This is a genomic window from Pseudomonas sp. G5(2012), from assembly GCF_000408945.1.
Classification (GTDB): Bacteria; Pseudomonadota; Gammaproteobacteria; order Pseudomonadales; family Pseudomonadaceae; genus Aquipseudomonas; species Aquipseudomonas umsongensis.
Window position 1 is genome coordinate 41,757 of record NZ_APIO01000031.1, and the last position, 19,964, is coordinate 61,720.

The 19,964-nt window shown below is 58.8% G+C and carries 20 protein-coding genes; 19 read left to right on the plus strand and 1 reads right to left on the minus strand.

Annotated features, from left to right (window positions below):
* Positions 1-3: 3 nt before the first annotated feature.
* The 17 genes from fliR (at position 4) to PG5_RS09935 (ending at position 17,506) form a co-directional block, all read left to right on the plus strand.
* Positions 4-789, plus strand: a complete 786-nt coding sequence (gene fliR / locus PG5_RS09855) for a flagellar biosynthetic protein FliR (protein WP_020796970.1) — start codon at positions 4-6, stop codon at positions 787-789.
* A 3-nt stretch (positions 790-792) separates the two neighbouring features.
* Positions 793-1,932, plus strand: a complete 1,140-nt coding sequence (gene flhB, locus PG5_RS09860) for a flagellar biosynthesis protein FlhB (protein ID WP_020796971.1) — start codon at positions 793-795, stop codon at positions 1,930-1,932.
* Between the two features lie 215 nt (positions 1,933-2,147).
* Positions 2,148-4,277, plus strand: coding sequence for a flagellar biosynthesis protein FlhA (gene flhA / locus PG5_RS09865; RefSeq protein ID WP_020796972.1), 2,130 nt, complete (start codon positions 2,148-2,150; stop codon positions 4,275-4,277).
* A gap of 11 nt (positions 4,278-4,288) precedes the next feature.
* Complete coding sequence (flhF, locus tag PG5_RS09870; protein ID WP_020796973.1) at positions 4,289-5,620, plus strand: flagellar biosynthesis protein FlhF; 1,332 nt, start codon at positions 4,289-4,291, stop codon at positions 5,618-5,620.
* Positions 5,621-5,736: 116 nt separating this feature from the next.
* Entirely contained in the window at positions 5,737-6,567 is an 831-nt protein-coding gene (fleN, locus tag PG5_RS09875; protein WP_007975361.1) for a flagellar synthesis regulator FleN, read from the plus strand.
* A complete protein-coding gene (gene fliA, locus PG5_RS09880; protein WP_008001745.1) occupies positions 6,564-7,304 on the plus strand; it encodes an RNA polymerase sigma factor FliA in 741 nt (246 codons plus the stop codon). Before fleN ends, fliA begins: the two co-directional genes overlap by 4 nt.
* 166 nt (positions 7,305-7,470) lie before the next feature.
* Entirely contained in the window at positions 7,471-7,842 is a 372-nt protein-coding gene (locus PG5_RS09885) for a chemotaxis response regulator CheY (RefSeq protein WP_003183998.1), read from the plus strand.
* 19 nt (positions 7,843-7,861) lie between these two features.
* Positions 7,862-8,650 carry a protein phosphatase CheZ gene (locus PG5_RS09890; RefSeq protein ID WP_020796974.1) on the plus strand — a complete coding sequence of 263 codons (789 nt, stop codon included), beginning with the start codon at positions 7,862-7,864 and terminating at the stop codon, positions 8,648-8,650.
* 45 nt (positions 8,651-8,695) lie between these two features.
* Positions 8,696-10,960: a chemotaxis protein CheA gene (locus PG5_RS09895; RefSeq protein ID WP_020796975.1), complete on the plus strand. Its 2,265-nt coding sequence runs from the start codon at positions 8,696-8,698 to the stop codon at positions 10,958-10,960.
* A 51-nt stretch (positions 10,961-11,011) separates the two neighbouring features.
* Positions 11,012-12,154, plus strand: coding sequence for a chemotaxis response regulator protein-glutamate methylesterase (locus tag PG5_RS09900; RefSeq protein ID WP_020797022.1), 1,143 nt, complete (start codon positions 11,012-11,014; stop codon positions 12,152-12,154).
* The gene (locus PG5_RS09905) at positions 12,154-12,894 is read left to right on the plus strand and encodes a flagellar motor protein (protein WP_020796976.1); all 741 of its coding nucleotides are present in this window, start codon (positions 12,154-12,156) and stop codon (positions 12,892-12,894) included. Before PG5_RS09900 ends, PG5_RS09905 begins: the two co-directional genes overlap by 1 nt.
* 15 nt (positions 12,895-12,909) lie before the next feature.
* Positions 12,910-13,800 (plus strand): flagellar motor protein MotD, encoded by an 891-nt coding sequence (gene motD / locus PG5_RS09910; protein WP_020796977.1) that lies wholly within the window; start codon positions 12,910-12,912, stop codon positions 13,798-13,800.
* 42 nt (positions 13,801-13,842) lie between these two features.
* The gene (locus tag PG5_RS09915) at positions 13,843-14,631 is read left to right on the plus strand and encodes a ParA family protein (RefSeq protein ID WP_020796978.1); all 789 of its coding nucleotides are present in this window, start codon (positions 13,843-13,845) and stop codon (positions 14,629-14,631) included.
* A 117-nt stretch (positions 14,632-14,748) separates the two neighbouring features.
* The gene (locus PG5_RS09920; RefSeq protein WP_020796979.1) at positions 14,749-15,672 is read left to right on the plus strand and encodes a CheW domain-containing protein; all 924 of its coding nucleotides are present in this window, start codon (positions 14,749-14,751) and stop codon (positions 15,670-15,672) included.
* Between the two features lie 42 nt (positions 15,673-15,714).
* Positions 15,715-16,200: a chemotaxis protein CheW gene (locus PG5_RS09925; protein ID WP_007980742.1), complete on the plus strand. Its 486-nt coding sequence runs from the start codon at positions 15,715-15,717 to the stop codon at positions 16,198-16,200.
* Positions 16,201-16,593 (plus strand): DUF2802 domain-containing protein, encoded by a 393-nt coding sequence (locus tag PG5_RS09930; RefSeq protein WP_020796980.1) that lies wholly within the window; start codon positions 16,201-16,203, stop codon positions 16,591-16,593. It abuts the gene before it with no gap.
* A gap of 649 nt (positions 16,594-17,242) precedes the next feature.
* Positions 17,243-17,506 carry a hypothetical protein gene (locus PG5_RS09935; RefSeq protein WP_042955324.1) on the plus strand — a complete coding sequence of 88 codons (264 nt, stop codon included), beginning with the start codon at positions 17,243-17,245 and terminating at the stop codon, positions 17,504-17,506.
* 69 nt (positions 17,507-17,575) lie between these two features.
* Here PG5_RS09935 and PG5_RS09940 read toward each other — a convergent pair whose 3' ends face one another.
* On the minus strand, positions 17,576-17,905 hold the full coding sequence (locus PG5_RS09940) for an EscU/YscU/HrcU family type III secretion system export apparatus switch protein (protein ID WP_020796982.1): 330 nt from the start codon (positions 17,903-17,905) through the stop codon (positions 17,576-17,578).
* A gap of 395 nt (positions 17,906-18,300) precedes the next feature.
* Here PG5_RS09940 and PG5_RS09945 point away from each other — a divergent pair, with 395 nt between their 5' ends.
* Complete coding sequence (locus tag PG5_RS09945; protein ID WP_093935781.1) at positions 18,301-19,134, plus strand: pyrroline-5-carboxylate reductase; 834 nt, start codon at positions 18,301-18,303, stop codon at positions 19,132-19,134.
* On the plus strand, positions 19,112-19,963 hold the full coding sequence (locus tag PG5_RS09950) for a methyltransferase (protein WP_052024681.1): 852 nt from the start codon (positions 19,112-19,114) through the stop codon (positions 19,961-19,963). The genes PG5_RS09945 and PG5_RS09950 overlap by 23 nt, the downstream gene beginning before the upstream one ends.
* Position 19,964: the final 1 nt, after the last annotated feature.

Genomic DNA, 19,964 nt, shown 5'->3' on the forward strand with positions numbered 1-19,964 from the left:
GCCATGTCGTCGCTGCTGCAGCTGACCGATACCCAGATCAGTACCTGGGTGGCGACGTTCATGTTGCCGCTGTTTCGCGCCGGCGCCTTGCTGATGGTGATGCCAGTGTTCGGCACTGCCCTGGTACCCAAGCGCATTCGCCTGTACTTCGCCCTCGCCATCACTGTGGTCATCGCGCCGGGCCTGCCGCCGATGCCGCCGGTGAATGCGCTGGACCTGAGCGGTCTTCTGCTGATTGCCGAGCAGATCCTCGTCGGCGCGATCCTGGGGTTCTCCCTGCAACTGTTCTTCCAGGCCTTCGTGGTGGCGGGACAGATCGTCGCGATCCAGATGGGCATGGGCTTCGCATCGATGGTCGATCCCACCAACGGCGTGTCGGTGGCAGTGATCGGGCAGTTCTTCACCATGCTGGTGACACTGATGTTCCTCTCCATGAACGGCCATCTGGTGGTGTTCGAGGTACTGACCGAGAGCTTCACCACCTTGCCGGTCGGCAGCGGCCTGATGGTCAACCATTACTGGGAACTGGCCGGCAAACTCGGCTGGGTGCTCGGCGCGGCGCTGCTGCTGGTGCTGCCGGCGATCACCGCGTTGCTGGTGGTCAACATCGCGTTTGGCGTGATGACCCGCGCCGCGCCGCAACTGAACATCTTCTCCATCGGCTTCCCGCTAACCCTGGTGCTCGGGATGTTCATCCTCTGGGTCGGGCTGGCGGACATTCTCAACCAGTATCAACCGCTGGCCTCCGAGGCCTTGCAGTTTTTACGCGAACTGGCACAGGCGCGCTGAGGCATGGCTGAGAGCGAAAGCGGTCAGGACAAGACAGAAGACCCCACGGAGAAAAAGAAAAAGGACGCCCGTGAGAAGGGTGAGATTGCCCGTTCCAAGGAGCTCAATACCCTGGCGATCATGCTTGCCGGGGCCGGTGCGCTGCTGGTCTTCGGTGGGGCTCTGGCGCAGGACATGATGGACCTTATGCGCCTGAATTTTTCCCTGTCGCGTGACGTGGTGCTGGACCAGCGTTCGATGGGCACCTACCTCCTGCATTCGGGACAGATTGCCTTGCTGGCGATCCAGCCGGTGATGATCACCCTGCTGCTGGCCGCCTTGATCGGCCCGATCTCCCTGGGTGGCTGGCTGTTTTCCGCCGGCACCATGGCGCCCAAGTTCAGCCGCATGAACCCCGGCGCGGGTCTCAAGCGCATGTTCTCGGCCAAGGCCTTGACCGAACTGCTCAAGGCCCTGGCCAAGTTCTTCATCGTCCTGTTCGTGGCCCTGGCGGTGTTGTCGGCGGATATTGACGACCTGCTGCGCATCGCCCACGAACCACTGGACCGGGCCATCACCCACAGCCTGCAAGTGGTCGGGTGGAGCACCTTGTGGATGGCCTGCGGGCTGATCATCATCGCCGCCGTCGACGTGCCGATCCAGATCTGGGAAAGCATCAAGAAGCTCAAGATGACCAAGCAGGAAATCCGCGATGAGCACAAGGACCAGGAGGGGCGGCCGGAGGTCAAGCAGCGGATTCGCCAGCTGCAACGCGAGATGTCCCAGCGCCGGATGATGGCGGCGGTACCGGATGCCGACGTGGTCATCACCAACCCGACCCACTATGCCGTGGCCCTCAAGTACGACCCGGACAAGAGCGGGGCGCCGATGCTGATTGCCAAGGGCAGCGACTTCCTGGCGTTGAAGATTCGCGAGATTGCGACGGCCAATGAAATTCTGCTGCTGGAGTCCCCGGCGTTGGCGCGGTCGATTTATTACTCCACCGAACTTGAGCAAGAAATCCCTGGCGGCCTGTACCTCGCCGTCGCCCAGGTACTGGCCTACGTCTACCAGATTCGCCAATACCGCGCGGGCAAGGGCAAGCGCCCGGACCCACTCAAGGATGACTTGCCGATTCCACCGGATTTGCGCCGGGATTCCTAGCAGCGTGATCGGTGTTGTACACAAGCAGTGTTGCCCGGGCCGATCCCCTTGTGGGAGCGAGCCTGCTCGCGAAGACGGCCGTCCATGCGACTTGATTTTTCCCGACCAATCCCTCTGTTTCAACCCCTCACGAAAGTTGGAAGGCTTCTTGCAATAGCCGCTTTGCGCCAGCTTATGGCGTCAAAAGTTTTGCTTCAAAGGAACGGGGAATACCGGTGGATCGCTCTCAGTTAATCAACAGTGCCCGCACGAACATGGCCGACCTCAGCCGAGGCAATCTGGGCGTGCCGCTGTTGCTGCTGGTCATGTTGGCGATGATGATGTTGCCGATGCCGCCGTTCCTGCTCGACGTGTTTTTCACGTTCAATATCGCGTTGTCGATTGTCGTCTTGCTGGTCTGCGTCTACGCCTTGCGGCCGCTGGATTTTGCGGTGTTCCCGACCATTTTGTTGGTGGCGACGCTCTTGCGCCTGGCGCTCAACGTGGCTTCCACCCGAGTAGTGATGCTTCACGGCCAGGACGGTCATGCCGCCGCGGGCAAGGTGATCCAGGCCTTCGGCGAGGTGGTGATCGGCGGTAACTACGTGGTCGGTATCGTGGTGTTCGCGATCCTGATGATCATCAACTTCGTCGTGGTGACCAAAGGCGCCGGGCGTATTTCCGAGGTGAGTGCGCGGTTCACCCTCGATGCGATGCCCGGCAAACAGATGGCCATCGACGCCGACCTCAACGCCGGCCTGATCGACCAGAACCAGGCCAAGGCGCGGCGTTCGGAAGTGGCGCAGGAGGCCGAGTTCTATGGCTCGATGGACGGTGCCAGCAAGTTCGTGCGCGGTGACGCCATCGCCGGCCTGTTGATTCTGTTCATCAACCTGATCGGCGGCATGGCGGTCGGTATCTTCCAGCACAACATGACCTTCGCCGATGCCGGCAAGGTTTACGCCCTGTTGACCATCGGTGACGGTTTGGTGGCGCAATTGCCATCACTGTTGTTATCTACAGCGGCGGCGATCATGGTGACCCGTGCTTCGGGCTCTGAAGACATGGGCAAGCAGATCAATCGGCAGATGTTCGCCTCGCCCAAGGCGTTGGCGGTGTCGGCGGGCTTGATGGCGGTGATGGGGCTGGTGCCGGGTATGCCGCACTTTTCCTTCCTGTCCATGGCCGCGCTGGCTGCAGGTGGTGCGTACCTGTTCTGGAAAAAGCAGAACAGCGCCAAGGTGCAGGCCCTGCAAGAGGTCAAGCGTCAGCAGGAACTGTTGCCATCGCCGGCCCGCGCCCAGGAAACCAAGGAGCTGGGTTGGGATGACGTGACGCCGATCGACATGATCGGCCTGGAAGTGGGCTATCGCCTGATTCCGTTGGTGGACCGCAACCAGGGCGGGCAATTGCTGGCGCGGATCAAGGGCGTGCGCAAAAAGCTGTCCCAGGACCTGGGCTTCCTTATGCCTACGGTTCACATCCGCGATAACCTCGACCTGGCTCCGAGTGCCTATCGCCTTACCCTGATGGGGGTGATCCTGGCCGAGGCGGAGATTTACCCGGACCGCGAACTGGCGATCAACCCGGGGCAGGTCTACGGCACGCTCAATGGCATTACCGCCAAAGATCCGGCTTTTGGACTGGAGGCGGTGTGGATCGAAATCAGCCAGCGCGCCCAGGCGCAATCGCTAGGCTACACCGTAGTCGATGCCAGTACCGTGGTGGCCACGCACTTGAACCAGATCCTGTACAAGCACTCCAGCGAGCTGATCGGCCACGAAGAAGTCCAACAACTCATGCAATTGCTGGCGAAAAACTCGCCGAAGCTGGCCGAAGAGCTGGTGCCGGGCGTGCTGTCACTGTCGCAATTGCTCAAGGTCTTGCAAGCGCTATTGGCCGAGCAGGTACCGGTACGCGACATTCGTAGCATTGCCGAAGCCATCGCGAACAATGCCAGCAAGAGTCAAGATACCGCCGCGCTGGTCGCCGCGGTGCGTGTCGGCGTATCCCGCGCAATCGTGCAAAGCATTGTAGGCACTGACTCCGAGCTGCCAGTGATCACGCTGGAACCCAGGTTGGAACAAATATTGCTCAATAGTCTGCAGAAGGCAGGACAAGGCTCTGAAGAGGGTGTTCTGCTGGAGCCAAGCATGGCTGAGAAGCTGCAGCGCTCGTTGATCGATGCGGCGCAGCGGCAGGAGATGCAAGGTCAACCGGTGATTCTGCTGGTGGCCGGTCCGGTTCGCGCGATGCTCTCGCGATTTGGCCGGCTCGCAGTCCCGGGTTTGCATGTGTTGGCTTATCAGGAAATTCCTGACAACAAGCAAGTGACCATCGTTGCGACAGTAGGGCCCAACGGCTGAGGTAGTGATTCATGCAAGTTAAGCGTTTCTTCGCCGCCGATATGCGTCAGGCCATGAAGCTGGTTCGCGATGAGCTGGGCGCCGATGCCGCGATCATTGGCAACCGCCGCATCGCCGGTGGCGTCGAGATTACGGCTGCCCTGGATTACCAACTGTCGGCGCTGGCCCCGCGCGTTCCGAACATGGAACTCGAGGACGAACTGCGCAAGACCCAGTCGCGCATCGTCAACGCCCAGGCCGAATTGAGCCTGCGAGGCGAGGGCGAAGGCGATAGCGACAAGAGCACTAATCGCCAGTTGTTTGCCGGCCTGCCGCTGACGGCTGCCGAGCCGCTGATCGAACCGACCCTGGCCGAGCCGCGCCGTCCCGCGCCGACACCGGCCCCGGCGGCGACTATCGATACGCGGGTCTTCGACTCGATGCGTTCGGAACTCAACAGCCTGCGCGAACTGATGGAAGTACAACTCGGTTCCCTCGCCTGGAACCAGCTGCAGGGCAGCCGCCCGGACCAGGCGAACCTTTGGCGTCGCCTGCAGCGCATCGGCCTGTCCGGCCCGTTGTCGCGGGACCTGCTGGCGCTGGTTAGCGAAATTGAAGAACCTCGCCAGGCCTGGCGCATGTTGCTGGCGCACCTGGCGCGGATGATCGTCACGCCGGAAATGGAGCCGCTGGAAGAGGGCGGCGTGATTGCCATGGTCGGCCCGGCCGGCATGGGCAAGACCACCACCCTGGCCAAGCTGGCGGCCCGTTACGTGCTCAAGTACGGCGCGCAGAACATTGCCCTGGTGAGCATGGACAGCTTTCGCATCGGTGCCCAGGAGCAGCTCAAGACCCTCGGGCGGATCCTCAATGTGCCGGTGACCCACGTCGATCCGAACCAGTCATTGGTCCAGGCGCTGGACCCTTTGTTGCGCAAGCGCGTGGTGCTGATCGATACCGCCGGCCTGCAAGCCAGCGACCCGGCCCTGCGCATGCAGCTCGAAAGCCTGGCCGGTCGAGGCATCAAGTCAAAAAATTACCTGGTCCTGGCAACCACCAGCCAGAAACAGGTTCTAACCGCTGCTTATCACAGTTACAAGCGTTGCGGGCTCGTTGGCTGCATCCTGACTAAACTGGATGAAACGGCAAGTCTGGGCGAAGTGTTGAGTCTGGCGATCAGCCATGAATTGCCGGTGGCCTACCTGACCGATGGCCCGCGGATTCCAGATGATCTGCATCTGCCGCGTCGTCATCAACTGGTCAGTCGGGCCGTCAGCGTGCAAATGCAGGAAGAACCCAGCGAAGAGGCCATGGCTGACATGTTCGCTGATATCTACCACAGTCCGACCAAGCAGGTTGGCTGAGGTAACAATGAATAGTTTTTGTACCCTACATCGATGGCCTGCCATGCATTGTTCCGGTTGTGAACGCGCAGCCAGTTATGTGGCCCCGTCTATGCAGAACAAGGTAAAGAAATAACATGGGCAGCATGCATCCTGTACAGGTGATCGCGGTGACCGGCGGCAAAGGTGGCGTCGGCAAAACTAACGTGTCAGTGAACTTGTCCCTGGCTTTGGCTGAGCTTGGCCGGCGCGTCATGTTGCTGGACGCTGACCTTGGGCTGGCGAATGTCGACGTTCTGTTGGGGCTGACACCCAAACGTACCCTGGCCGACGTGATTGAAGGCCGCTGTGAATTGCGCGACGTGCTGTTGCAGGGGCCCGGCGGCATCCGCATCGTTCCGGCGGCGTCCGGCACCCAGAGCATGGTTCACTTGAGCCCGGCGCAGCACGCTGGCCTGATCCAGGCCTTCAGCGACATTGGCGACAATCTCGACGTGCTGGTGATCGACACCGCTGCAGGTATTGGCGAGTCGGTGGTCAGCTTCGTGCGCGCGGCCCAGGAAGTGTTGCTGGTGGTCTGCGACGAGCCGACCTCGATCACTGACGCCTATGCGTTGATCAAATTGCTCAACCGCGATTACGGCATGAACCGTTTCCGGGTGCTGGCCAACATGGCGCAGAGCCCCCAGGAAGGGCGCAACCTGTTCGCCAAGTTGACCAAGGTCACCGACCGCTTCCTCGACGTCGCCTTGCAATATGTCGGTGCGGTGCCGTACGACGAAAGCGTGCGCAAGGCCGTGCAGAAGCAGCGCGCCGTCTACGAGGCCTTCCCGCGCTCCAAGTGCTCGCTGGCATTCAAGGCGATCGCGCAGAAGGTCGATACCTGGCCACTGCCCGCCAACCCGCGCGGGCACCTGGAATTCTTCGTCGAGCGCCTCGTGCAACAGACGGCAGGACCCGTGCTATGACCGCAAGCGGTTACAACCTCTACAAGGCATCGGCGCGTGACGCGCAGTACGAGCTGATCGAGCGTTACGCGCCGCTGGTTAAACGCATTGCCTATCACTTGCTTGCACGACTGCCGGCCAGTGTCCAGGTCGAAGACCTGATCCAGGCCGGGATGATCGGCCTGCTGGAAGTCTCGACCAAATACGACGCCAGCAAAGGCGCGAGTTTCGAAACCTACGCGGGCATCCGCATCCGCGGCGCCATGCTCGATGAAGTGCGCAAGGGCGACTGGGCGCCTCGTTCGGTCCACCGCAATACGCGGATGGTCAGCGACGCGATTCGCTCGATTGAAGCTAAAACCGGGCGTGACGCTAAAGATCACGAAGTTGCGGCCGAACTCCAATTGAGTCTTGACGATTACTACGGGATTTTGAACGACACCCTGGGCAGTCGGCTGTTCAGTTTCGACGACCTGTTGCAGGACGGCGAACACGAAGGGCTGCACGAGGATGGCGCCAGTGCGCATCTGGAACCGTCTCGCGATCTGGAAGATGAACGCTTCCAGGCGGCGCTGGCGGACGCGATCGCCAACTTGCCGGAGCGCGAGCGATTGGTGTTGGCGTTGTATTACGACGAAGAATTGAATCTCAAGGAAATCGGCGAAGTCCTGGGGGTCAGCGAATCCCGGGTCAGCCAGTTACACAGCCAGTGCGCGGCCCGTTTGCGGGGGCGTCTGGGAGAGTGGCGAGCGCGCTGAAGGCAGTGTGGGGGCACTGCGACGCGGCTGGTGGGGTGATGAACCGCGCCGGTCTCGATCCGTTGTATCCCAAACAGTCATCGAGTGTTTTGCCAGATTGATAGAAATGGCGTGTCCAGGTGCTGGGCGCGTTTTAGTCTGCTTGGAGGTCGAATTGGACAAGAACATGAAAATCCTCATCGTTGATGACTTCTCAACGATGCGGCGGATCATCAAGAACCTGTTGCGTGACCTTGGGTTCACCAACACGGTCGAGGCCGACGATGGCACTACCGCCATTCCGGTACTCAACAGCGGGAGCATCGACTTTCTGGTGACGGACTGGAACATGCCTGGCATGACCGGTATCGATCTGCTGCGTCACGTGCGCGCCGATGAAAAACTCAAGCACCTGCCAGTGCTGATGGTGACTGCCGAAGCCAAGCGCGAGCAGATCATCGAAGCGGCCCAGGCCGGCGTAAATGGCTATGTGGTCAAACCCTTCACGGCCCAGGCGTTGAAAGAAAAAATCGAGAAGATTTTCGAACGCATCGGTTGAACTGCGCCACGGGGGAGCTATGGAGCATAACGAGTCATCCCAGGGCGATTTTGAATCGACCCTGAAAAAACACGCCGTTGAATTGGTCGCGAGCCTTGAAAAGGGCAGGTTCGGCGATGCTGTGCAATTGATCCATGAGCTCAACCAGACCCGTGACCGTGGCCTGTATCAGGAAGTGGGCAAGCTCACCCGCGAGCTGCATAGCGCGATCGTCAATTTCCAGATTGACCCGCACATGCCGCAAGCCGAGGAAGTGTCACAGATCACCGACGCCACCGAGCGCCTGGGGTATGTGGTCAAACTGACGGAAGCCGCCGCCAACCGCACCATGGACCTGGTGGAAAACGCCACGCCATTGGTCAACGGCCTGGCTGAAGAGGCGCAGGGCTTGAGCGCCGACTGGGGACGGTTCATGCGGCGCGAAGTCGGGGCCGAAGAGTTTCGTGAACTGGCCCGGCGCGTCGATGGTTTCCTGGCGCGCAGCAGCGCAGACAATCGCGCCGTGTCCAGCAACCTCAACGACATTCTGCTCGCCCAGGATTACCAGGACCTTACCGGCCAGGTGATCAAGCGTGTGACCCAACTGGTCACCGAAGTGGAAAGCAACCTGCTCAAGCTCGTGCTGATGGCCAGTCAGGTGGACCGCTTTGCGGGCATCGAACATGACCGTGCGGCAATGCTTGCAGAAAAAGATCCACAAAAACATCTCTCCAAGGGTGAAGGTCCGCAGATTCATGCCGATAAAAGAGAAGACGTTATGTCCGGTCAGGACGATGTGGACGATTTGCTATCCAGCCTGGGTTTTTAAAGTTCAGGTTTTTTGGGTTTTTAGACCTGTAGGAGCACCCCCTTAATGAGCTTCGGCGCCGATGAAGAGATCCTTCAGGATTTCCTGGTTGAGGCCGGCGAGATTCTAGAGCAACTGTCCGAGCAACTGGTCGAGCTGGAAAGCCGTCCGGATGATGCGGACTTGCTCAATGCAATTTTTCGCGGTTTTCACACTGTAAAAGGGGGCGCCGGCTTCCTCCAGCTCAACGAGCTGGTGGAGTGCTGCCACATCGCCGAGAACGTGTTCGACATCCTGCGCAAGGGCGAACGTCGCGTCGACTCGGAATTGATGGACGTGGTCCTCGAAGCGCTGGATGCGGTGAACGGCATGTTCAGCGAAGTGCGCGAGCGTAGTCCGGTCACGGCTGCAACACCTGAGCTGCTGGCGGCACTGGCGCGTCTGGCCGAGCCGCAATCGGCTGACGAAGTGGCTGCTGCGCCTGTTGCTCCAGAGGTCGAAGCGCCTGTGGTTGCCGCCGATTCAGGCGATATCACCGATAACGAATTCGAACAATTGCTGGACTCGCTGAACGCCGTGAAGGCTCAGGCCGAGGCGCCGGCAGTTGTTCCAGCACCCGCCAGCGAAGTGCCTGCCAGCGACGAAATCACCGACGCCGAGTTCGAGTCGTTGCTCGATCAACTGCACGGCAAGGGCAAGTTCGCCGTCGATGCAGTGGCCCCGGCACCCGCCGCGCCGTCAGAGCCGTCAGCGGCGAAAGAGGCGGGTGATAGTTCCGACATCACCGACGAAGAATTCGAGGCCTTGCTCGACCAGCTGCATGGCAAGGGTAACTTTGCCGTTGAGGCGCTGGAGTCGGCCATTGCCTCTGTTCCAGCACCGGCAGCGCCAACCGCAGCGGCGGTCGGCAGTGATCTGATCAGCGATCATGAATTCGAGGCACTGCTCGACGAATTGCACGGCAAAGGCAAGTTCAGCGAAGTCGGCACCGCGACAACGGCCAGCAGCTCGAACGCCTCCGTGGCGGCATCGACCGCCAAGGTTGTCGCACCCAAGCCCGTTGCCAAGGCGCCCGAACCGCAAGCCAAAGCGCCGGCAGCCGCAGCACCAGTCGCGGCCCGAACTCCGGCCGCGCCGCCTGCGGAAAAACCGGCCAGTGAAGCCGAGACCACCGTGCGGGTCGATACCGCACGGCTCGACGAGATCATGAACATGGTCGGCGAGTTGGTGCTGGTGCGTAACCGCCTGGTGCGCCTGGGCGCCAACAGTGCCGACGAAGCCATGTCCAAGGCCGTGTCGAACCTCGACGTGGTCACGGCCGACCTGCAGACGGCGGTCATGAAGACCCGGATGCAGCCGATCAAGAAAGTGTTCGGACGCTTCCCGCGCCTGGTTCGCGACCTGGCGCGCCAGCTCAAGAAAGAGATCAACCTGGAACTGGTCGGCGAAGACACCGACCTCGACAAGAACCTGGTCGAAGCCCTGGCCGACCCGCTGGTCCACCTGGTGCGCAACGCGGTCGACCACGGCATCGAATCGCCGGAAGAGCGCGAAGCGTCGGGCAAGGCCCGTGGCGGCAAGGTGATCCTGGCGGCCGAGCAGGAAGGCGATCACATCCTGTTGTCGATTTCCGATGACGGCAAAGGCATGGACCCCAACGTCCTGCGTGCCATCGCGGTAAAACGCGGTGTGATGGACAAGGACGCGGCCGACCGCCTGAGCGATACCGAGTGCTACAACCTGATCTTCGCCCCGGGCTTCTCGACCAAGACCGAGATCTCCGACGTGTCGGGTCGTGGCGTGGGCATGGACGTGGTGAAAACCAAGATCTCCCAGCTCAACGGTTCGATCAACATCTACTCGGCCAAGGGCCAGGGATCGAAGATCGTCATCAAGGTGCCGCTGACCCTGGCGATCATGCCAACCCTCATGGTCATGCTCGGCAACCAGGCGTTCGCCTTCCCGCTGGTGAACGTCAACGAGATTTTCCACCTCGACCTGTCGCGCACCAACGTGGTGGACGGCCAGGAAGTGGTGATCGTGCGGGACAAGGCACTGCCGTTGTTCTACCTCAAGCGCTGGCTGGTCAGCTCCGCCGCTCACGAAGAGCAGCGCGAAGGCCATGTGGTGATCCTTTCGGTGGGCACCCAGCGGATCGGCTTTGTCGTCGACCAGTTGGTGGGCCAGGAAGAAGTGGTCATCAAGCCATTGGGCAAAATGCTCCAGGGAACCCCGGGCATGTCGGGCGCCACCATTACCGGTGACGGCCGCATCGCGCTGATTCTCGATGTTCCGAGCATGCTCAAGCGTTACGCCGCACGGCGTATTTGATTCTGGCGCAGCGGTGGCGACTGACGCCTCGCTGCGTCTAATGGAGTGTTTATGGCAGTCAAGGTCCTGGTGGTGGACGATTCGGGTTTTTTCCGCCGCCGCGTCTCGGAAATTCTTTCCGCGGATCCGAATATCCAGGTCGTCGGCACGGCGACCAACGGCAAAGAGGCGATTGATCAGGCGTTGGCCCTCAAGCCGGACGTGATCACCATGGACTACGAGATGCCGATGATGGACGGCATCACCGCGGTACGGCATATCATGCAGCGCTGCCCGACCCCGGTCCTGATGTTTTCGTCGCTGACCCACGAAGGCGCCCGGGTCACCCTGGACGCGCTGGATGCCGGCGCGGTGGACTTCCTGCCGAAGAACTTCGAAGACATCTCGCGCAACCCCGAGAAGGTCAAGCAACTGCTGTGCGAGAAGATTCTCAGCATCTCGCGCAGTAATCGTCGTGTCAGCAGCTACAGTGCGCCGGCGCCGGTGGTAGCACCGACTCCAGTGCCAACGCCAACGCCAACGCCATCGAGCAGCATCGGTTATGGCAGCAGCGCGCTTGTGCGCCCGTCTCCCGCACCGATCCCGGCCCGTGCACCTGCGCAGGCTCCGTCGTCGCCAGCGCCGAAACGCAAAGCCTACAAATTGCTGGCCATCGGTACGTCCACCGGCGGCCCGGTGGCCTTGCAGCGGGTATTGACCCAGCTGCCAGCCAACTTCCCCGCACCGATCGTGCTGGTCCAGCACATGCCGGCGGCCTTTACCAAGGCGTTCGCCGAACGCCTGGACAAGCTTTGCCGGATCAGCGTCAAGGAAGCCGAGGACGGCGACATCCTGCGTCCGGGCCTGGCGTTGTTGGCGCCTGGTGGCAAGCAAATGATGATCGACGGCCGGGGAGCGGTGAAAATCCTCCCGGGCGACGAGCGCTTGAACTACAAGCCGTGCGTGGACATCACCTTCGGTTCGGCGGCCAAGTCCTATGGCGACAAAGTTCTGGCGGTGGTACTGACCGGCATGGGCGCGGACGGTCGCGAAGGCGCGCGCCTGCTCAAGCAGAGCGGCAGTTCGATCTGGGCCCAGGATGAAGCCAGCTGCGTGATCTATGGCATGCCCATGGCCATCGTCAAGGCCGAACTGGCCGACGCAGTGTATGCGCTGGACGACATCGGCCGGCACATCGTCGAGGCCTGCGTCTGATGGACGTTTTAAGTCTCATCGGCATCATCATGGCGTTCGTCGCCATCATTGGCGGCAACTACCTCGAAGGCGGGCATATCGGTGCGCTGGCCAACGGACCGGCCGCGTTGATCGTGCTGGGCGGTACCATTGGCGCGGCGTTGTTGCAATCGCCCATGAGCGCCTTCAAGCGGGCCATGCAAATTCTGGCGTGGATACTCTTTCCTCCGCGGGTCGACCTGGCCGGTGGCATCGATCGCGTCGTCAACTGGAGCCTGACCGCCCGCAAGGAAGGCCTGCTCGGGCTGGAAGGGGTGGCCGATGCCGAACCCGATAACTACTCGCGCAAAGGCCTGCAGTTGTTGGTCGATGGCGCCGAGCCGGAAGCGATCCGCAGCATTCTGGAGGTGGACTTCTACACCCAGGAAAGCCGCGACATCGAAGCCGCCAAGGTCTTCGAAAGCATGGGCGGTTATGCGCCGACCATCGGCATCATCGGTGCGGTGATGGGCCTGATTCACGTCATGGGCAACCTGGGCGATCCGTCGCAGCTGGGCAATGGCATCGCCGTGGCCTTCGTCGCCACCATCTATGGCGTGGCCAGTGCCAACCTGGTGTTGCTGCCGATTGCCGCCAAGCTCAAGTCCATCGCGTTGCGCCAGTCGCGTTATCGCGAAATGTTGCTGGAAGGAATCCTGTCGATCGCCGAAGGTGAAAACCCGCGCTCTATCGAGTTGAAGCTCCAGGGCTTCATGGATTGATGGGGGTAATGGACTATGGCTCGTCGTCGTCAACATGATGAACATGTAAATCATGAACGTTGGCTGGTTTCCTACGCCGACTTCATCACCTTGCTCTTCGCGTTTTTCGTGGTGATGTACTCGATTTCGTCGATCAACGAAGGCAAGTACAAGGTCATTTCCGAGGCGCTGGTGGGCGTCTTTACCGATAGCGATCGTGCGCTCAAGCCGATCCCCATCGGTGACGAGCGGCCGAAGACCGTGACTCCGGCCAAGCCATTGGTCAAGGACAGCGACCAGGTCGATGCCGGTGTCTCGGGTGCCAGCGATCCGCTTAAAAGCATTGCCGATGACATCAGCGCGGCCTTTGGCGACCTGATCAGCTCCAATCAAATGACCGTGCGCGGCAACGAATTGTGGGTCGAGATCGAACTCAATTCCAGCCTGTTGTTCGGCAGCGGCGATGCCATGCCCAGTGACATTGCCTTCAACATCATCGACAAGGTAGCGGCGATCCTGAAGCCGTTCGACAACCCGATCCACGTCGAGGGCTTCACCGACGACCAACCGATTCGGACCGCGCAGTATCCCACCAACTGGGAACTGTCTTCGGCGCGCTCGGCCAGCATCGTGCGCATGCTGGCGATGCAAGGGGTAAACCCTGGTCGCCTGGCATCGGTGGGGTATGGCGAGTTCCAGCCAGTGGCCAATAACGCCACGGCCGAGGGCCGCGCGCGCAACCGTCGCGTGGTGCTGGTGGTGTCACGCAACCTGGACATACGTCGCAGCCTCACGGCAACCGGAGCGGCCAATGCACAACCGGATGCCGCGTTGAAGCGTGCTGGCACACAAACTGCACCGACCAAGGTCATGTCGCCGGTACGAGAGAACGCCGTCAATTCTCCGTCACCCGCATTAACACGTTGAGCTAATTCCCGGTCGATCCGTTCGGGCGGGAGGAACAATCGAATGAGAGTCTGGGCAGTCGCCAATCAAAAGGGTGGTGTCGGTAAAACCACTTCCTCCATCGCTCTAGCCGGGTTACTGGCCGAGGCGGGCAAGCGCGTGGTCGTGGTCGACCTCGACCCCCACGGCTCTATGACCAGCTATTTCGGTTACGACCCCGACAGCCTGGAACACAGCAACTACGACCTGTTCCTGCATAAAGGCAGCGTGCCCCAGGGCCTGCCCGGTCAGTTGTTGCTGTCCACCAGTCACGAGTCCATTTCGTTGTTGCCATCGAGTACCGCGCTGGCCACCCTTGAACGCCAGTCGCCGGGCCAGAGTGGCCTGGGCCTGGTGATCGCCAAGAGCCTGGCGCAGTTATGGCAGGACTTCGATTACGCCGTGATCGACAGCCCGCCACTACTCGGGGTGCTGATGGTCAATGCCTTGGCGGCGAGCCAGCAACTGGTGATTCCGGTGCAGACCGAACACCTGGCGGTCAAAGGCCTGGAGCGCATGGTCAACACCCTGGCGATGATCAATCGTTCGCGCAAGCAGGCCTTGCCGTTCACCATCGTGCCGACCCTGTTCGATCGCCGCACCCAGGCGTCCCTCGGTACGCTGCGGGTGTTGCGCGATAAGTTTCCAGAAGAGATCTGGCAGGGCTACATCCCGGTCGACACACGCCTGCGCGATGCCAGTCGGGCGGGGCTGACGCCTTCGCAATTCGACGGCAAGAGCCGTGGCGTCGTTGCCTACCGCGCGCTGCTCAAGCATCTGCTGGCGGCCCAACTCGTCGCGCAGGTGGCATAAAATGACACCGATCCCTGTAGGAGCTGCCGCAGGCTGCGATCTTTTGATCTGGCTTTGCGGCGCGTCTGAAATCGCTAAAAGATCGCAGCCTGCGGCAGCTCCTACAGGTGCGCGCCCATGAACCGGCCATTGAAGATCACATCGCGCCCGCAACTGGCGCTGCAGTCTTATCTGGACAGCCTGCTGCAAGACATTACTGAGGAACTTGCGCCGCCCTTCGAAGCCCCTCCCGAGGTGGTCGAGGTTGAAGCCGCGCTGGATGAATTCCAGGCCGCGGTGCTTGAAGAACAAGCTCGCGATGCCGTAGTGGCTACCTCAAAGGTGGTAGCGCCGATTGCGCAGGCACCCGTCGCCGTGGTGGACAGCCCGGCCCCCGTTCTGGCACCGGTCTCGACTATCGCGCCCTTGCTGCAAGCCTTGGCGCCGCCGGCCATGGACGAACCAGAAATTTTGGTTCCTGTCCCTGTCGAAGTGCAGCAGGTGCTGGTACCACCCGTGGTCGAAGTCCATCTGCCACCCGCCAACACGCCGCCACCGGCAGAAACCAACGGTCGTCCGGCCTGGGCGGCCGAGCCCTTCGAATGCCTGTTGTTCGATGTCGCTGGGTTGACCCTGGCAGTGCCCCTGGTGTGCCTGGGTTCGATCTATCCACTGTCCGGTCATGAACTGACGTCGCTGTTCGGCCAGCCGGAGTGGTTCCTCGGCATCCTGCCGAGCCAGGCAGGCAACCTGAAGGTGCTGGACACGGCCCGTTGGGTCATGCCCGACCGCTACCGCGAGGACTTCAAGCAGGGCCTGCAATACGTGATTTCCGTCCAGGGCTATGAGTGGGGGCTGGCGGTGCATCAGGTCAGTCGCTCGTTGCGCCTGGACCCGAACGAAATCAAATGGCGCAGTCACCGTGGCCAGCGGCCATGGCTGGCGGGCACGGTGATTGAACACATGTGTGCATTGCTCGATGTTTCCGAACTGGCCGAATTGATTGCCAGCGGTGGAGCCCGGCACATGGGTGGCACCAAGCCGCCGCATAAACCTACATAACAGAACAATACCGCCAGGGCGGTTTCTTGAGGGGATCAGGGTATGAATGACAAGGCGACGGCGGCAAAGGGTTCCGAAGATCCGATCCTGCAATGGGTCACCTTCAAGCTGGACAACGAAACCTACGGCATCAACGTGATGCGCGTCCAGGAAGTCCTGCGCTACACCGAAATCGCCCCGGTACCGGGCGCTCCGAGCTATGTGCTGGGCATCATCAACCTGCGCGGCAACGTGGTCACCGTGATCGACACCCGCCAGCGCTTCGGCCTGATGAATGCCGAAATCAGCGACAACACCCGCATCGTCATCATCGAAGCCGACAAGCAAGTGGTGGGGATCATGGTCGACAGCGTGGCCGAAGTGGTTTACCTGCGTCAGTCGGAAATCGAGACAGCGCCGAACGTCGGTAACGAAGAGTCCGCCAAGTTCATTCAAGGCGTGTGCAACAAGAACAACGAACTGCTGATCCTGGTCGAACTCGACAAGATGATGAGCGAAGAAGAATGGTCGGAACTGGAGAGTATCTGATTGATTCTAGAGGTGGCGGTGATTGTCCTGTTCCTGTTCTGGGCAGGCACGCTGGCAATGTTCTTGTCCTACATCCGTGGGCAAAAGCTGATCGCCGCGCAACAGGCCCAGGGCGATGCGCAGCGTGACCAGCGCATCAAGGACCTGGGCAGGCGCGTCGACAACTATCAGGATGGCAATGTGCGCATGGGCGAAGAGCTGCATGAATTGCGCACGCTCGTCGCGCCATTGCCGGACAAACTCACCCGACTGGAACAGCGCGATCCCAAGAGCCTGTCGTTTGACCAGGCGGCGAAGCTGGTCGGTATGGGTGCCAGTGTCGACGAACTGACCCAGTCTTGTGGCCTGACCCAGGCCGAGGCGGAGTTGATGAGCAAGGTGCATAAGAACTGAGCGTACACCCGGATCATTCCCACGCTCTGCGTGGGAATGCCTCCAGGGACGCTCCGCGTTCCGCTTCCAGGGTGTGACGCGCAGCGCCAGGGGCTTGGTCCGGGCGGTATTCCTACGATGGCGTTCTACAACCCTCAACAGTCTTCCATGTCATTGCCTGTTTCAAGAGTAAGGTATCGAAAAAGTCATTGCGAATCATGCCAGCGATATTCGTGGTGATTTCCCTGGCCTCGCTCAATCACTCCAAAGGCGTTGCAATACCGCTCTCGGTGTATGTGCTCGGCATAAATTCAGGGTGGGTAGGTGGCAAAGCGTTTCTACCCGAATCACAGTGGGGAACTCAAGGGAGGGTTTGGTGCTGGGAGGCACGATCAAGGTGTTGATTGTGTATTAGTGTTTCTTTGCCTGGCGTTACTACAGTGGCTGCCAGGAGGCAATGCATACCGAGCGAGCCAATGAAACCACGGCGGTGGCGTGGTCTGCACTCGGGGTTGGACTTATCAATGGCTTGATGTCCGGTCGTAGCTATTGGCTATTACGTTACTTTTGATAGTTGCGCTGTTTTATCAGAAGTCTTAATTTTGTCGTCGAACTTATATAGTCGGTTCGATAACTAATTTATTGATTTCTATTTTAAGGATTATATAGCATGGAGCAGGAACTATCTCGTTATACAGGATGTATCGAGACTTTTGAGTTGGAATATCCGCATTTGACCATAACGGCCGGCGCGAAAGGAACAGTTCGGGCCCCATTTAATGGTGCTCTCTGTGAACTGCGCGGGCGTGACTTAATGGGCATGGAATATCTGTTGCCACTTGTTGGGGTGCGTATTTCTTTTAATATCTACACAATGCAAGGTAGAAAAATTGCGGGTGATATTAGGCCGGAAGTAAGTGTTAGCGATGCCTGATTGAGGTATTGCTCAAAGTTGTCACGATGGCTGTCACTTCAAATGAGTGGCAGCCAACACGTTGTCGTTTTAATAATTATCCCCCCGCTCAGTTATATCGCGTTCCACTATCCCTCCATCCGGGTCCTGCTCCGCCGGAAACTTACCCTTCAAATTCCACGCAAACGCAATGATCTCGGCAACCGTCAGATAAAGCTCCTGCGGAATACTGTCCCCCAACTCCATCCGCGCCAGCAGGCTCACCAGTTCGGCATTCTCATAGATCGGCACTTCGCAGTCGCGAGCGATGCGCAGGATTTCTTCCGCCAGTTCTTCGTCGCCCTTGGCCGAGAGGGTAGGGGCGTGGGTGCCGTCGTACTTGAGGGCGATGGCCTGGCGGGGAGCGTTGGGGGTTTTCATGCGTTTTCGTCGACCCAGCGTTGTTCGAGACGGGTTTGCATTGAGGCGGTTGGTAATTGAGACAGTGGTCGCCTGACAATCGGATGGGGGAGTTGGCTTTTGTAAGTGTTACGGAATGATTCATGTTTCATTCTCATTAAGTAAGTTAAGTCCTACTCTTAAGAAGATCTATTTAGACTGTTGCGGTCAATTTGAGTCCTACACAGTAATGTACGAGGTTTCCTACAGGCTTGCCTGTTTTTGAACGGTCTGAGTGTGTTGAATTTTGTTTGGTTGTGGCTTTTGCATTGACAGGTTTGAGCGTCAGTCATTAAGTTTGTTCTGCAGGTGGATATTGTTTTATCAAGTCTTAGGGGGTTGAGTGCTGCGCAATTAACGTACAAGAGGACGGTTTCGTGAACAATATTCATATTATAGGTGTTGGTCAAATGGGACGGGCAATTTTGTTCGGGCTAAGACGGAGCATTATTGATTGCCATTTAAAGCCGATTGAAGTTTGTGCTGATCGAGCAGCCTATCTGGCTTCCTGCGGGGTTGAGGTAAGTAAGCGAATTGAAAGTATTGATGATGACGATGTTGTTATTTTAGCTGTCCCACCCCAGCAATTTCAGAGCGTGGTTCGCGACAATCAATTATTGCTTTCTCACCGTGGACCGGTCATCTCCGTCATGGCTGGCATCACTACTAATTCGCTTTGCCGTACCCTAGGTCATACGCGGATAGTTCGTTCGATTCCAAATACTCCGTCAGAGGTGCAGGAAGGCGTTACTTTTTACTATGTCCAAGAAAGTGCCGACAGTGATTTGATAACTGTCGCAGAAAAAATTTTCGGCACGATTGGCATTTGCATGCAAGTTGATAATGAGTGGCAGCTTGATTCAGGTACAGCGCTCGCAGGAGGTGGCCCCGCATTGGTCGCGTATTTTGTCAATGCGTTACTGTTATACGCAGAGAGCGAAGGGTTTGACTCCAAGGTCGCTTGGGAAGTTTCTACGCAGTTGTTATACGGAACCTCCTTGCTTTTGAAATCAACCAGAAAAACGCCGATGCAATTGTGTGAGGAGGTGCAAACCAAAGGCGGTACAACCGAACGAGCAGTACAGTTGTTCGATCAGCATGACTTCAATGGCGTTATGTTATCTGCTCTAACTGCCGCTGCGGAGCGTTCAAAAGAATTGGAAGCGTATTTTCTTTCGGAGAATCGTAATGAGCGTAGACAGGTCGACTAAAGTTCACTTTGATTGTCTCAATGAATCCAGGGTGAAGGGTGACTTATATAGCGTCTATTTTGGATTAGGGCACTGTATTGAACTTATTGATGATCCCGCAGTTTTTAAAGTGAGTCTCGCGGGAGAAGCCTTTGGGTCGCTGATAGCGCGCTATGTTACTGAAGAGTGTAAGGGGTTCAGGTTTTTGGATCTTGGAACCGGGAGTGGTGTGCATTCATTGTTGCTAAAAAGTATGGGTGCTATATCCGTTACTGGGTCTGATATATCCAGAGAGGCGGTTGCAGCGGCAAAGAAAAACGAGTTTCACAACTTTGGCGTCAATACCATTGAGTTTGCTTGTGGCGACCTTTTTCAAGGACTTCCAGAGGTTCCAGAGAAATACGATTTGATTTTGTTTAATCCTCCTGGCTGGAGAACGCCTTCCGATTCGTTCCTTGAGGTGCTCGATAGGTCTAACGGGGAGGGACTCGCTATTGATTCTATGTTTTATGGGGATAGAACCTTGGAGAGGTTTTTTGAATCGTTGCCGAAACATTTAATTGATGGTGGAAAGGTCTTGCTAGGCCTTAACTCACTGGTCGGGATTCGACAGGTTATGAGGAGGCTACGAGACTTGCACGAAGAGAGATATGTAATTAACTGCAGGCTTCTAGAGCGACATGACCTTCCTTTGCTACTGTATTCTGAGAAGTGGGCGAGGATACAGGATCATCTGATCGAAGAGATATTGAGCTGGACAAGGGAGGGCGACGCGTACTGCAGTAGGCAGGAGAATGGTCAGATAATCTGGTGTTATGAAATAGTTGAGCTAACTTTGTGGAAGAGATAGC

Excerpts from the sequence above, each read along its gene's own strand:
- fliR (WP_020796970.1), top strand. The coding sequence starts at position 4 with ATGTCGTCGCTGCTGCAGCTGACCGATACCCAGATCAGTACCTGGGTG.
- flhB (WP_020796971.1), top strand. The coding sequence starts at position 793 with ATGGCTGAGAGCGAAAGCGGTCAGGACAAGACAGAAGACCCCACGGAG.
- flhF (WP_020796973.1), top strand. The coding sequence starts at position 4,289 with ATGCAAGTTAAGCGTTTCTTCGCCGCCGATATGCGTCAGGCCATGAAG.
- fleN (WP_007975361.1), top strand. The coding sequence starts at position 5,737 with ATGGGCAGCATGCATCCTGTACAGGTGATCGCGGTGACCGGCGGCAAA.
- fliA (WP_008001745.1), top strand. The coding sequence starts at position 6,564 with ATGACCGCAAGCGGTTACAACCTCTACAAGGCATCGGCGCGTGACGCG.
- PG5_RS09885 (WP_003183998.1), top strand. The coding sequence starts at position 7,471 with ATGAAAATCCTCATCGTTGATGACTTCTCAACGATGCGGCGGATCATC.
- PG5_RS09890 (WP_020796974.1), top strand. The coding sequence starts at position 7,862 with ATGGAGCATAACGAGTCATCCCAGGGCGATTTTGAATCGACCCTGAAA.
- PG5_RS09895 (WP_020796975.1), top strand. The coding sequence starts at position 8,696 with ATGAGCTTCGGCGCCGATGAAGAGATCCTTCAGGATTTCCTGGTTGAG.
- PG5_RS09900 (WP_020797022.1), top strand. The coding sequence starts at position 11,012 with ATGGCAGTCAAGGTCCTGGTGGTGGACGATTCGGGTTTTTTCCGCCGC.
- PG5_RS09905 (WP_020796976.1), top strand. The coding sequence starts at position 12,154 with ATGGACGTTTTAAGTCTCATCGGCATCATCATGGCGTTCGTCGCCATC.
- motD (WP_020796977.1), top strand. The coding sequence starts at position 12,910 with ATGGCTCGTCGTCGTCAACATGATGAACATGTAAATCATGAACGTTGG.
- PG5_RS09915 (WP_020796978.1), top strand. The coding sequence starts at position 13,843 with ATGAGAGTCTGGGCAGTCGCCAATCAAAAGGGTGGTGTCGGTAAAACC.
- PG5_RS09920 (WP_020796979.1), top strand. The coding sequence starts at position 14,749 with ATGAACCGGCCATTGAAGATCACATCGCGCCCGCAACTGGCGCTGCAG.
- PG5_RS09925 (WP_007980742.1), top strand. The coding sequence starts at position 15,715 with ATGAATGACAAGGCGACGGCGGCAAAGGGTTCCGAAGATCCGATCCTG.
- PG5_RS09935 (WP_042955324.1), top strand. The coding sequence starts at position 17,243 with ATGGAGCAGGAACTATCTCGTTATACAGGATGTATCGAGACTTTTGAG.
- PG5_RS09940 (WP_020796982.1), bottom strand. The coding sequence starts at position 17,905 with ATGAAAACCCCCAACGCTCCCCGCCAGGCCATCGCCCTCAAGTACGAC.
- PG5_RS09950 (WP_052024681.1), top strand. The coding sequence starts at position 19,112 with ATGAGCGTAGACAGGTCGACTAAAGTTCACTTTGATTGTCTCAATGAA.